This window comes from Paenibacillus sp. FSL H8-0315 (assembly GCF_038005365.1).
GTDB classification, from domain to species: Bacteria; Bacillota; Bacilli; order Paenibacillales; family Paenibacillaceae; genus Paenibacillus_AQ; species Paenibacillus_AQ odorifer.
Genome location: NZ_JBBOTA010000001.1, coordinates 4,908,216 through 4,921,113, shown reverse-complemented (window position 1 = coordinate 4,921,113; position 12,898 = coordinate 4,908,216). Strand labels below are relative to the sequence as shown.

Here is a 12,898-nt window from a genome sequence, read left to right as displayed (position 1 = left end):
TTTATTCACCTCTGGCAACACTCGAATAATCATTCCAAAATTTTTGCGCAGCTATTTCTAGTCGCAGATCACACTGCAGACAACGTTGCGCCTCATCCGGTACTTGCGCTTCAGAATAACCCAGATCCATCGGATCAAAGCATTGGCAACGCTCCTCTGGTGCAACAATCTGTGTTTTCTTTCGCTTTCTATCACTCATGCCTTTAATTGCACCAATTCTCGGGCAAACCGCCTGCTCCGGTGAAAGATTTTCCTCAATATTGCCGTCCCCGCCGAGAAACCGGTCCATCTCTGAAGCAGCCAGGCGCGCACCTGCTATGGCACGAATAACTGAATCTGTGCCTGTTACACAGTCTCCGGCTGCGAAAATACCGGGAATGCTTGAAGCACAGCTATTCGCTTCGACAACAATGCGGCTGCCACGACCAAGGGCTAACCCACAGCCCTCTGCCAAATCAGGTCCTTGACCTACTGCAAAAATCACTGTATCAACCGGGAGTATCGTTTCGCTGCCAGGTATAAGATCAATGACACTCCTGCCATTCTCATCAAACTGGAAGCCTTTCACTTCTGCCATCCGCAGCCCGTTCACTTTACCGTCGCCGCTGCCGTTAATGGCGAGAAACGTTCGGCTGTTATGCACCAGCACTCCCTCTTCTTCAGCCCAGCGAAGCTCTTCAGGAGATGCGGTCATCTTATTTCGGCTTTCAAGGCAAGCCAGATGAACGGTTTCCGCGCCAAACCGTTTTGCGATTCCTGCACAGTCCAAGGCAACGTTTCCCCCACCCAGAATAATTACGTTCTTACCGACAGTCGGAGCCTCCCCCTCTGCCGTCTGGCGCAGAAATTCAATATTCGTATATACGCCTTCCAGCCCGGCGCCCTTCAGTGGCAGACGCGCTCCCTTATGAGCCCCTACGGCTACCAAAACAGCGTCAAATCCTTCTGAGATCAGGGAGGCAGGAAATTCAATCCGAACACCGGTCTGTAATTTCACACCCAACTCCAGGATCATGCCGATTTCTCGGTCAACGATCTCCCGGGGAAGACGATACTGTGGAATCCCGTATTGCATCATACCGCCAGCCTTTTGGCGTTCTTCATAAATAGTTACCTCATGACCTAGCTTTGCAAGGTACATGGCTGCCGTCAGACCAGCAGGACCTGCACCAATAATAGCGACCTTTTTGCCAGTGGCCGATTTTTGGAAAGAACGAGTTTTCCAACTACCGTCATCATGCTCGCAGGCATGGCGTTTCAGGTCACGTATGGCCACCGGTTCATTGAGAAAATTACGTTTACACTCCAATTCGCAGCGATGGGTGCATATGTACCCGAGCGCGTGGGGAAACGGTACTTTTTCGCGCATGACGGCAGCCGCAGCCGGATAATTTTTTTCCCGTATGAACCGCAGATATTTGGGTATATCAATATGGGCAGGACAAGCCGCCCGGCATGGAACCAGGGCATCTGTACGGGACTTTCCAGTCATCTTCTGCGTAATGGCCTCGTGTTCACGAATAGCTCCTGTGGGGCATACCTCTACACAAGCACTGCAAAAGCGGCAATCTGCATCCTGCAGGGAATTACCATCTACTACAACCTGCAACCGGCCCTGAACCTTCTCAAAGCGGATAGCTCCCACACCCCGCATCTCTTCACATGCACGCACACATCTTCCACATAGAATACAGCGGGTCATTTCATGAAGAATAATCGGGTTCCTGACATCCTCAGCAATACGGATCGGGTTGGCCCGGAGGCGGCGCCCCGTATCTCCGACAAATTGGGAAATGGATTGGAACTGGCAGTGTCCGAATTTTGGACAGCCTGTACACTCACTTGGATGTGTTTTGAACATTAAATCAACAGAAAGCTTTCGTACGTTTTCAGCGAGAGCATCCTTACTGTCAATGACCATTCCTTCTTCCGCCTTTACAGCACAGGCAGCCACGACACCCTTTTTCCCTTCCTGACGCACCATGCAGAGTCGGCAGGAGGCAGTGTGACGAAGATTCTCATGGTAACAGAGGTTCGGGATATAGATACCGTTTGATAGTGCAGCTTCTAGAATCGTTCCACCTGTACGCACAGATACGGTCTTTCCGTCAATCACCAGTGTCACTTGTTCGTCCTTCATCGTTTATTCCTCTGCTCTCACATATTCAGCGGCACTTTCACCAGCAAAACGTCCCGTATTCAAGCAATAACCCATCGTGTTTCCGGGTAAAAGAAACATATAGCTGTCCCCGTAAATGGTACAGGTATCTGTACCGGCAGCGTACAGACCGGGTACAGGCAACCATTCCTTATCCAGCACTTCTGCTCTATCGTTTATTTTTATACCGCCAAGTGTGCCATACGCGCTGGGACGAAAGCATCCGGCATAGAAGGGTGCCTTCACAACAGGCTTCATATAAGTCTTGTTTTTGAAGAAGAGCTCATCACTTCTATCACACATATCGTTGTATTCATCAACTGTATCGAGCAAAGCCTCTGGAACGATCCCAAGTTTTTCAGCTAGCTCCTCAATGCTGTCTGCTTTGATAATGTCCGGATTGCCCTGAAGGATGTAATCCTCTACGACCTCATCAAAATCACTGACATCATCCGGGTCATGCACAAAGTTTATGACATCAAGACCATTGCGCTTATACCCCTTTAGAATAGTGGAATCAATAATGGAATAACCTACACGCCCTTTTTGAATAGCGATGGCGTTGCCGGTGAAGGTATTGTTCTGCATTTCTTCCTCATTAATAAAACGTTTGCCGAGTTGATTCACCATCAGGTTAGGTTGCATCAGTACGGCAGGCACACTATCCGGACCGGTATCCGAATGTGGCAGAATGTAGATCATTTCAACAGTCATATCGGTTGTCGCAGCCCCTGCCTCGCAGGCCATACGAATTCCGTCACCCTTGAGTCCGGGTATTGCAAAATTGAACATATCCTCCTTGTAGCTATAGCCGGTGCGCTCCTTAATCATCTCTGGATTATCACCTGCACCTCCCGTAGCTACAACAACAGCCTTGCATCGGAACTCAGTTTCTTCACCATCAGGCCCTCTGCCAATAACTGCGCAGACCTTGCCCTGTCCATCTGTAAGAATACGCTGAGCAGGGGTTTCAAGATAAAACTCAACCCCATGCTCACGTGCGTATTCCATGATTGCTTTATTCATGATGGCACCGCCATTGCGGCCAATGCCACCGTTCACTGCTACGATATGCCAGGTCTGCTCAGATTTCGGAAAATATTTGTATGCGCCAGCAAACTGGACGCCCATCTCTTCTAGCCAGGTAATGGTATTGGCGGAATTTTCAAAATACCTTTTCACAAGAGTGGCATCTACGCGCCAATGCGTATATTCCATAAACATTTTGAAGGCCCGTTCTACACTGATATCTACCATCATGGATTTTTGCTGCCGCGTACCTATCCCCAGAGGTCCCATCCCCATATTTGCTGCGCCACCTACCGTACTGTTTTTCTCCAGCACTACTACCCTCGCTCCGTTCTCAGCAGCTTGCGCAGCGGCTGCCAATCCGGAAGGTCCTGCGGCAATTACAACTATTTCTGTCTCGATCCGTCTCATATAAAGTTCCTTTCCTAGAAACATTAATTTAAATACATCCTTAACCATTGCGCACTCCATTCCACCGCCTCATTTGCCAGCTCACGGAAGTTGATTGCATGGGTTTCTTTTGTATCTATGGGAAGTTCGTTATAACAGGCACTATTAAAAGCATCTTCTATATAGCCATGGTGCGCAGCTTGCATCTGCCGTATAAAGACTGGAACGCCTGCCCTGGACAAACGAATTGCATATTGTTCGCCTTCATAGCACAACGCATCACACTCGGCAAGTACTATAATGACCGGCGGCATATTAGTAATGAACCGTTCAGGCGCATGGAGCGGTGATACATAGGGTTCCTTCCGTTGCTCCTCACTTGAATATAGAAAAGTAAACGCTTTCATCAACTCTGGGGCCATATCGGACAAACAGCGCTCCTTCGCTGCCGGATCAGTTACGGCATCAAGATAGGGGTAATGCAAAATCTGGCAGCAAATAGAGTAGCGATCCTGTTCCCTTGCCTTCATTGATGCGGCTGTAGCAAGAGTCGCCCCTCCACTGAATCCCATAACTGCAAACCGTGAAGGGTCCATACTGAAGCTTTCAGCATTTTCGGCAAACCACTTCATTACTCCACAGACGTCATCTAGCGCTGCAGGGTAAGGATTCTCAGGAGCTTTGCGGTAATTTATCCCTACTACGTGACAGCCAATAAGAGTTCTGACTTCCTCGCACAGGTTATCATCCTTGGCAGCATCGCCAAGCACTAGCCCCCCGCCATGCAGCTCAAAAAGTACTGGCGAGTTTTGCCGCTGGGCACGATGCAACCAAACTTCAACACTGTGGCTTTCACCGCAAGGTATTTCCAGCCGCTCTCCATGAATATGCTGTGACAACAGGACCATTCTTTCAGATGCACGAATGGAGGGTATGATTTTAATGAAGCTTTGCAAGAAATCATCCATTTGATTTTCCTGTTTCTGTTCTGTTGAAACCTTCCCATACGGGATAACCCGTATACACTTTGGTTTCTTCTTCACCGTTCAGAGCACGCACAGTGCCTGCCGCAAGTGCCTCCATTTCAAAATCACCCCCGTACACCTTAACAGGTGCGATCCAGCCACAGTATAGCTCCACAAAACCTGTAAAATAGAGGTCATTGCTGACGCCGCCTGTGAGAATGATCCCGTCCACTTGGCCTTGAAGAACTGCTGCGCAAGCACCGACAGCTTTGCATAACTGATAAGCCATAGCATCATAAACAAGCTTCGCATAAGTATTTCCGCTAGCAATTATTTTTTTGATCTCCATGGTGTTATCTGTACCGAGATGACTGACTAGTCCTCCTGTCTTGCTGATCTTCTGGATCATTTCCTGATGGGTGTATTCACCGGAGAAGCACATATCAATAATGGGGACGGCAGGGACTGAGCCAGAACGATTCGGCGCCATAGGACCTTCTCCATTTAGTACATCATTGCCGTCTACCATTCTTCCCTTCTTATGGGCAGTAACAGATAGTCCCCCGCCCACATGCGCCACAATAAAGTTGCATTCCTCATACGGTCTCCGTAGTTCTTTGGCATACCGCATGGCGACTTCTTTCTGATTGAGCACATGTACTCTACTCTCTCGATAAATGCCCCTTATCCCTGTAAAACGGGCCAGCTCCTCATATTCGTCAACATCAGGCGGGTTGACCAAATATGCAGGTGCTCCGCCAAATTCATCCGAGAATGCTTGAATAAGCTGTGCGCCGAGAATTGCCGGATGCTTGACCGTTCTTCCCTCCCGGGAATGCTTAAGAATGGCTTCATTAATCGGATAAATGCCACCAACCATGCTTTCCAAACCTCCACTGTACGCAGCGTAAGCATCCATAGCAGTAAGGCTGATTTTAGCCTTATATAACTCCGATAGAATCGTCTCGCGCCGGTAAGGAAGTTGGTCGCCAATAGTTTCAAAGGTCTTTAGAACTGCCGGGTCATGGGTAACATTCGCTTTGAATACTTGTGTGTTGTTCTCAAAAACCGCCAATTTTGTTGAAGTAGAGCCTGGGCTGAGCGTAAAAATTTTATATATCCTTTCCATGTCTTCACAGTTCCTTTCCATGCTGTGCGCGTACAATTAGCATAATAATATTGCCCATCATTTCGGAAAGCGGAGCACTGCGGGAAAAATCGCAGATCGGCTGTGCAAAGCCTTGAAGTACAGGCCCATATGCATCGGCTTTACCAAAAAGCTGTATCAGCTTGACACCTATATTCCCGGCATGCAGATTTGGAAATATAAGCACATTTGCCTTGCCAGCGACATCACTTTCACGCTTCACTTTGTTTGCAGCCACCCCTGGGGATATAGCTGCATCAAGTTGAAATTCACCATCGATCTTCAAGTCCGGCACTCTGCCATGTACAATATCGATTGCCTTGCGGATAACATCAATACTCTCATGCTCCGTGCTGCCACATGTAGAAAAGGAAAGCATAGCAATACGAGGCTCCCAGCCGAGCAGCGTTTTGACAGTATATCCAGAGGATATGGCGATGTCAGCAAGTTCGTCAGCATCGGGAGCGGCATTCACCGCACAATCAGCTATAGCAAGCAGCTGACCTTCAGGACCCTCAAAGCCCGGCACATTCACAATACCAAGACTTGAAATGCTGCTAAAGCTTTCCTGCATCCCGATAATGCTTTGAGCCGCCACTATAACCTCAGCCGTAGTATACTCGCGTCCAGCAGCTGCACAATCAGCCCTGCCGGTCTTAACCAGCAGCATCGCACAGTTTACTGGATCTTTTGCCTTGCGCAGGACCGCTTTTCTGCTCAACTCATCAAAACGTGCTGTATATTCGTCAGCGAGTTCTTCTAACTGCTGCTCATTCGAATTATTGAAGAAACTGAATGCCTCAGTCGAAATTCCAAGTTCCACCGCACGCGCACTGATACTCTCTGAATTGCCAATTAGCACAGGTTGGCCTATCTTGCGTGCGACCACCTCCGCGGCGGCTTTCAAAATCATTTCATTATCACATTCCGGGAAAACCACCCTTTTGGGATGAAGACGTGCTTTTTGCTCGAGCGTTTCCAGCAGGCTCATTTATATACTCCTTCCATCTGCAGCTATGGCAAAGGCCACCGCGTAGTCTGTATCATAAGAAAGGGAAATTTTCACTTGCGCACATGAGCTTTGCAGCGCCCGTTTGGCGATTTCCCCATGCAGTATCACATTAGGCCGCCCTTCGGCATCATTAAGGATTTCAATCTCTTTGAGACTAACTCCCTCGCCACTGATAGCTAGAGACTTGAACACCGCTTCCTTGCCGGCAAACCGCGTTACATAGTAATAAAAAGGCTCCGGACGGCTTATAGCTTGCGCGATCTCATTCGGAGTATATGTTTTTTGTATAAATGGATCTTCCTGCACCAGCGTAATGGCTCGCAGATGAGAAAAATTCACGATATCTGTCCCCACACCGATCATCGGACTTTCCTCCATATCTAACGGTAGATATATTCACCAGATTGATAACGTGGCGGAATTACCGGTACCTGAAGGAAGGATTGATATTCCCCGCCAGTGCGAATGATGTGTCTGCCCTTATTGTCTGTGTCCCACGCTAGAGGCTCGAACCAACCCTCCCGGATATAGCGGCCTGCCACCTGCACCCGCAGTTTCTCACCTTTATGCCAGATCCGGCTGGAAGGTACAATTTCGATATCCACCGGAACTACCTCTCCCCCAGTGAGCTTCAGCTCACGTTCGTGAGAAAGCACAGGCTGATAGTGGGTACTAAGCTTTGAATCAAGCTCTCTGTGCGAAACACGAATCTTACCCCATGCTCCGGGATGCGGCTCATCCAGTACATGCCAGGGAATCCAATTGCCCTCTCCATCAGCCTTCTGAATATTAATGAAAAGATCCATGTCGTCATGCCCGGCTGCTTCAACATAAAGCCGTAAAAACATATAACCGGTCAGCTCAGTATCCTCTTTAATTTCCATATCAAAGATTGCTTCTCCACTGTCCGAGTCGTAAGTTGCTTCGGATGCGGCAGAAACAGGACCTTCTTGCATGCTCATGCTGGCCGCATCCAGGTAGTAACGTGTATATTGAGTTCGCTCCAGAGGAAATCCTTTTTCCTTGCGCTGTACCTGGTAATCACAATCGAAAGCATCCATAACATCAAGCCGGACACGGGGGGTTAATTCCCAGCCATTATGAATGTCTTTCAGGTAGCGGTCATAGAAGCGCTTCAGGTCCTCAAGATTGTAAGGATCATAAGCATCTGCCCATTCAAAATCGCGATGTACGCGCAGCCATTTCTGCTTCGTCTTAATTTTACGATAGCCCTGAATTGAACCACGCAGATGAAAATGACTCCAGCCGGCGGTACAGTAACACGGAATCGTAATCTTGCTGAAATCAGGAATTTTGTCACGCCAGTAACCGTTCATTAAAGGATATTTCCGTGCCATAGCCACTTGATCATCGACACCGCCATTCCCCGTAACCGAAGCTGCGATGAATTCATTGAAGCTAAGTGCTGGGATGCCCCCTTCATAAATTGCTTCCCGGTACACATCAGTCGTGCCTTCCCACGGGGCTATACAGGCGAGATGGGGAGGTTGATAAGCTGCTACACGATACTGGGTCATGGCTACACCAGAGTTTCCTCCCATACCCACTCGACCGTTACACCAGTATTGAACACCCAGCCATTCGATAAAATCATAGCCATCCTCACAATCCTGACGACTGAACATGCTTACATCACCTTCGGAATGACCTGCACCGCGAGTATCAACGTTGGCAACGGCGTAACCCATTCGGCACCAATACATAGGGTCCGGAGACTCGAACTTTGCGAGTTTGGATACGGTCTGCGGAGGAACGCCCATAATCTGCCACTCACTCATTCCTTCTCCTGGCCTTTTCCCGAAAAAACTCCAGGAAACTAGTGCAGGAATCTTGTCTATTCGGTTTTCCGGCATATATATATCACAGTAGATAGTCACCCCGTCACGCATTTTAACGGGTACGTCTTGCTGACAGATCACGCCTTCACCCGCAATGTATGTTCGTTGGTTGAAGGGAGGACAGAAACCTTGTCCCATTGCATCCATTGGATTTTCACTTGCAGAAAGATCAATATCCTGCTCTTTATTAACAGGCCGACGGGCCACACGGTAAATACTCTCAAGCTCTTCGCCCTGAAACATTTCTTTCTTTGTAAAAAATTTGTTCATTGTCCTTCTCCTTATCCGTTCTCGCAAATTTCCAGCACATAATCAACAGCCTCAGCGATGGTTTGTTTCCGGCGAAATTTCATATATGGAATTTCAACATTAAAAGCGTCCTCCAAGAAAGTAGTGATCTGCGAAAAATGCACAGATTTTGCCTGTAAATCACTCGTAAATGAAAGACTTTCCGACAATTCCTCCGGCTTCTTCCCGAATAAAGGCGAAGCTCTTTCCACCAGCTTCGCATAAATTTCTTCACGTAATTCCAATACAATCCCTCCTTGTTGAATACAGCTCATCACACATTTTCAAGCTAAAGTGTCATTTATTGCTGCATGTGATAAATTCAGTATATATAATGAGAGCGTTATCTCCCATGTGCTGCAACTTAATCGTGATCGGTTATTTCAGCAAAGTTTTGTAAAATTGCACAAAGGTTCCTAGTGCTATTGGAGGCTGTTCTCGTGAATCTTCAAAAGATCATCAGAAAACTTAGCGACTGTTGTCTTGCCTGGCCGGAAGAGGCATTACAAACCAAAGAGATTAACGAATTTGCTATCCTGCGACCCTGCTCCGTATTCAAGACTGACACTGCCTATTTAGGCAAGCTTTCAGATATACCAAGGGACTTTCCAACAGACACCCCACTTTTCTGTATTCAGGATTGTGACGCATCTGTTGATTCTTATACTTGCCTTACCCTTCTGCCAAATGAACTGGATTTGCTTGATCTTTCAGAGAAAATCTCTACTATCCTTGCTCATGAGAATCGGCTTATTGAGCATATGCACACGCTTATCTCCGCACTTAACTCCAACAAAGGATTGCAGCACATGACGAATGAAGCCACCCGCATCTTTGGTAATCCGGTTATCATTGTTGATGCTGGCTATAAATTACTCGCTATGTGTCAAGCACCTATTCCCAGCCGACCTGATATTGAACAACAGAGACACTTAGGTTATGTCCTTGACCGAAATATTCAAAGCATGAAGAAATCCAATTTATACGAGCGGACCCGGATGGCTCTTTTTCCTTATTACTCTCGTGATCCCGAGACCAAGAACGGTTGGATTACAGCTTTTGTGTACGTCCACGGTATAGAATTTGCACAGGTTAGTGTTATGGAGCTTGATCGTGAATTTACTGATATTGATTTTGAACTAGTAAAATTTCTTTGCGAGCTGGTTTCGGTAGAATTGCAGAAGAGTGATTTCTATAAATCCAATCAAGGAATGGTTCATAGCTTTCTGCTTACCGAACTCCTTACTGGTGATCTCTATGATGCTAATGTCATTGCAATGCGCTTGGCTCATATGGAGTGGCCGCTGTCCTCTAACTTGCGTGTGTTGACCTTAATTGACCAAAACAACGGTTTTTTTGAGGGAAAAGTTCAACTGGTCGCGCAGCATCTAAGTCAATTCCTGCCAAACAACCGTTGGATCGTTTTTCAAGGGCGCATTGTATTTCTAATCTCTCTCACCGATTCATCCCACGAAATAATTACTAAAGAAGAACGGATTCTGGAGTTTCTGCAAGTAAATAGTCTGACTGCTTCAATGAGTGACTCCTTCAGTCAATTAAATTTTTTGCGAAAATATTACAAACAATGTCTGGCTGCCATCGACTTAGGACTCCAACTTGACTTTAACAAGTCAATCTATGTGTATGAGGAATATCTCTGTGAGCATATTGGAAAAATCATATCTGAACATCATGATCTTGCTGATTTCTGTCATCCGGTTATTCAGAAGCTTATTGCTTATGACCATACCCACAAAACAAGTTTGCTGCCTACCCTTGAAGCCTATCTTCAGTATGTGGATACTCCAGCTCTTGCGGCAAAAGCTCTTTTTATCCATAGAAACACTTTGTTCTATCGTATCAACAGGATCCGGGAGCTTTTCCAATTAGACTTAAGCAACGGTGATATTCGTCTCAAACTGCAATTGACATTTCATTTTCTGAACTTAAAATACGAAGTACATAAATAAAACTAATCTTCGAGGAGCTTGTATGGACGTTCCATTTCAAAGAGAGGACTCACCCCAGCAAACCTATATAACTTCATTCATAATCTGTAGAAGCTTTTACAGCACAAATAAAGGGCACCTTATACCGCTGGGCTCGGAACTTAAGCCTTAGCATAAAGGTGCCCCCATTAATACTTCAGAGCAGATTACAGTGCGCTATCTTTAGCCATTGAAGCTAATTTTTCAGTCCTGTCAACGTGATTCCTTCTACGAAATATTTTTGACCAATCAGATAAAAAATGACACCCGGCGCAAAGGACATACACGTAGCCGCCATCGTCAGCGACCAGTCCTGCTTTAGTTGGCCTCTAAAGGCGGTTAGTCCCAAGGCTATCGTATACTTATCGCTTGAGTTTATGTAAATCATCTGTTGAAGTAGATCATTCCATAAACCGATAAAGATAAATAATGCGACGACGATCATCGCAGATTTAATGGCCGGCATAATAATGCTGAACAAAATGCGGTAATATCCAGCGCCATCGATCGTTGCTGCTTGATCAAGCTCTCTCGGAATAGACATGATAAACTGCCTAATCAAAAAGATATTAAAAGCCCCGCCACCACAGAAATAAGGCAAAATCAACGGCAGATAGCTGTCATGAATTCCTAAACCTCTCGTCCACCCAATATATAGCGGAATAAGTGTAACCATGGCAGGTAGAAGCATCGAACCGACACAAAGAGCCCAAATCAATTTTTTGCCCCGAAAACGCAGTCTTGCAAAGGCATAACCGCATAAAGTCGCTGTAAAGGTTCCTGCCAAACAGGCGGGTACAATAATAATCATAGTGTTCCATAAATATTTCCAAAACTTAAAGATCTCTAGCGTTTCTGCATAGTTTGAAAACAACCAATTTCCTGGCAGCAGTGAAGGCGGATATTGGTATATCTCGGCATTCGACATGAGCGACGTGCGAAATATCCACCAGATTGGAAAGAGCACGAGTATAGTAAAAAAAATAACAACGACAAACGAGATCAGGTTCATCCATTGATTATTACGTTTTTTGCTCTTTAATCTTCCGTATGAGGCTACACTCATTTGTCATCGCCTCCTTCATTAAAGATCCATAGGTTGGAGGTTTTGAATAATACACCAGTAAAGCCTGCAAGAATAACAAAAATAACGGCTGTTGTCGCACAAGCATACCCCAATTTATAATTTACAAAAGCTTGATCATACATCAGATAAGTTAAAAAGCGTGAAGAATTACCCGGGCCGCCATTCGTTAATGAAAGAGCCGGCGTAACAATTTGGAGATTGGCAATCAAGCTCATTAGCAAATTGTAAAAGATAATGGGCGACATGCACGGTAAAGTGATATGCAAGAATCGTTTCCATCCATTCGCACCATCCATTTCAGCCGCTTCATGGTAGACGACCGGAACATTTTGCAGCCCAGCTAAGAAAATAACAATTAAGTTACCTGACAGCCAAACCGAAATCAAGGATAGGGATGGAATGACATAGCTGGAATCCGCGATAAAAGAAACTTTGTTCAAACCCATCTCAGAGAGAATAAAGTTAAAAAATCCAAAATTAGCTTCGTATAACCAGGACCATCCTACATATATTGCGGCTGCCGGCAAAACGTACGGTACATAGAACACAGCTCGGAAAAACCCTCTAGCCGGAATTTTACGATTCAGTAGCATCGCAATAAAAAGTGAATAAATCATGCCTCCAACTACCGATAAGACGGCAAAGTAGACCGTAGCGATAATCGAATCTTTAATATAAGGATCAGTGGTAAATAGATTAATATAATTCTCGAAGCCAACAAATTTGGGGTCTGAAAGTCCCGTCCAATTCGTTAAGCTGATCCCGAGCACCCCAATAAGAGGTAGATACGTTAAAAAGATCAGCCCAATGAAGGCAGGGATCAATAATATATACGCGGCTCGTGCCTCACCTGCATGAATACGTGAACGACGTTTCGGAGATTTATTAATCATTTCCATCTCTATCTCCCCACCTGAAGATCATAATATGGCCGCCGCGTGTGTGAGCTTGGCAGCGGCCAGTCTTTTACGAACT

11 protein-coding genes are annotated in these 12,898 nt (G+C 46.2%); 1 reads left to right on the top strand and 10 read right to left on the bottom strand.

Annotation, left to right across the window (positions count from 1 at the left end):
• Position 1 precedes the first annotated feature (1 nt).
• From MHB56_RS21420 to MHB56_RS21385, 8 genes are read right to left on the bottom strand one after another with little or no spacing between them, the layout of a single operon-like run.
• Positions 2-2,140, bottom strand: a complete 2,139-nt coding sequence (locus MHB56_RS21420) for an FAD-dependent oxidoreductase (protein WP_081393540.1) — start codon at positions 2,138-2,140, stop codon at positions 2-4.
• A gap of 3 nt (positions 2,141-2,143) precedes the next feature.
• Entirely contained in the window at positions 2,144-3,658 is a 1,515-nt protein-coding gene (locus MHB56_RS21415; RefSeq protein ID WP_339247206.1) for an FAD-dependent oxidoreductase, read from the bottom strand.
• Positions 3,622-4,545, bottom strand: coding sequence for an alpha/beta hydrolase (locus MHB56_RS21410; RefSeq protein WP_076125327.1), 924 nt, complete (start codon positions 4,543-4,545; stop codon positions 3,622-3,624). Before MHB56_RS21410 ends, MHB56_RS21415 begins: the two co-directional genes overlap by 37 nt.
• Entirely contained in the window at positions 4,538-5,671 is a 1,134-nt protein-coding gene (gene buk / locus MHB56_RS21405; protein ID WP_341143973.1) for a butyrate kinase, read from the bottom strand. The genes MHB56_RS21410 and buk overlap by 8 nt, the downstream gene beginning before the upstream one ends.
• 4 nt (positions 5,672-5,675) lie before the next feature.
• Entirely contained in the window at positions 5,676-6,680 is a 1,005-nt protein-coding gene (locus MHB56_RS21400; protein WP_076125330.1) for a phosphate acyltransferase, read from the bottom strand.
• On the bottom strand, positions 6,681-7,064 hold the full coding sequence (locus tag MHB56_RS21395; RefSeq protein WP_076125332.1) for a holo-ACP synthase: 384 nt from the start codon (positions 7,062-7,064) through the stop codon (positions 6,681-6,683).
• A 17-nt stretch (positions 7,065-7,081) separates the two neighbouring features.
• Entirely contained in the window at positions 7,082-8,830 is a 1,749-nt protein-coding gene (locus MHB56_RS21390) for a CocE/NonD family hydrolase (protein ID WP_076193524.1), read from the bottom strand.
• Positions 8,831-8,841: 11 nt separating this feature from the next.
• On the bottom strand, positions 8,842-9,093 hold the full coding sequence (locus MHB56_RS21385; protein ID WP_076125336.1) for an acyl carrier protein: 252 nt from the start codon (positions 9,091-9,093) through the stop codon (positions 8,842-8,844).
• A 195-nt stretch (positions 9,094-9,288) separates the two neighbouring features.
• Here MHB56_RS21385 and MHB56_RS21380 point away from each other — a divergent pair, with 195 nt between their 5' ends.
• Positions 9,289-10,818, top strand: a complete 1,530-nt coding sequence (locus tag MHB56_RS21380; protein ID WP_339247198.1) for a PucR family transcriptional regulator — start codon at positions 9,289-9,291, stop codon at positions 10,816-10,818.
• Positions 10,819-11,032: 214 nt separating this feature from the next.
• Here MHB56_RS21380 and MHB56_RS21375 read toward each other — a convergent pair whose 3' ends face one another.
• A complete protein-coding gene (locus MHB56_RS21375; RefSeq protein WP_076125340.1) occupies positions 11,033-11,902 on the bottom strand; it encodes a carbohydrate ABC transporter permease in 870 nt (289 codons plus the stop codon).
• On the bottom strand, positions 11,899-12,822 hold the full coding sequence (locus MHB56_RS21370) for a carbohydrate ABC transporter permease (RefSeq protein ID WP_076125342.1): 924 nt from the start codon (positions 12,820-12,822) through the stop codon (positions 11,899-11,901). Before MHB56_RS21370 ends, MHB56_RS21375 begins: the two co-directional genes overlap by 4 nt.
• Between the last annotated feature and the right edge of the window lie 76 nt (positions 12,823-12,898).

Coding starts and splice junctions, on each gene's coding strand:
- MHB56_RS21420 (WP_081393540.1), bottom strand. CDS start 2,140: ATGAAGGACGAACAAGTGACACTGGTGATTGACGGAAAGACCGTATCT.
- MHB56_RS21415 (WP_339247206.1), bottom strand. CDS start 3,658: ATGGAGTGCGCAATGGTTAAGGATGTATTTAAATTAATGTTTCTAGGA.
- MHB56_RS21410 (WP_076125327.1), bottom strand. CDS start 4,545: ATGGATGATTTCTTGCAAAGCTTCATTAAAATCATACCCTCCATTCGT.
- buk (WP_341143973.1), bottom strand. CDS start 5,671: ATGGAAAGGATATATAAAATTTTTACGCTCAGCCCAGGCTCTACTTCA.
- MHB56_RS21400 (WP_076125330.1), bottom strand. CDS start 6,680: ATGAGCCTGCTGGAAACGCTCGAGCAAAAAGCACGTCTTCATCCCAAA.
- MHB56_RS21395 (WP_076125332.1), bottom strand. CDS start 7,064: ATGATCGGTGTGGGGACAGATATCGTGAATTTTTCTCATCTGCGAGCC.
- MHB56_RS21390 (WP_076193524.1), bottom strand. CDS start 8,830: ATGAACAAATTTTTTACAAAGAAAGAAATGTTTCAGGGCGAAGAGCTT.
- MHB56_RS21375 (WP_076125340.1), bottom strand. CDS start 11,902: ATGAGTGTAGCCTCATACGGAAGATTAAAGAGCAAAAAACGTAATAAT.
- MHB56_RS21370 (WP_076125342.1), bottom strand. CDS start 12,822: ATGGAAATGATTAATAAATCTCCGAAACGTCGTTCACGTATTCATGCA.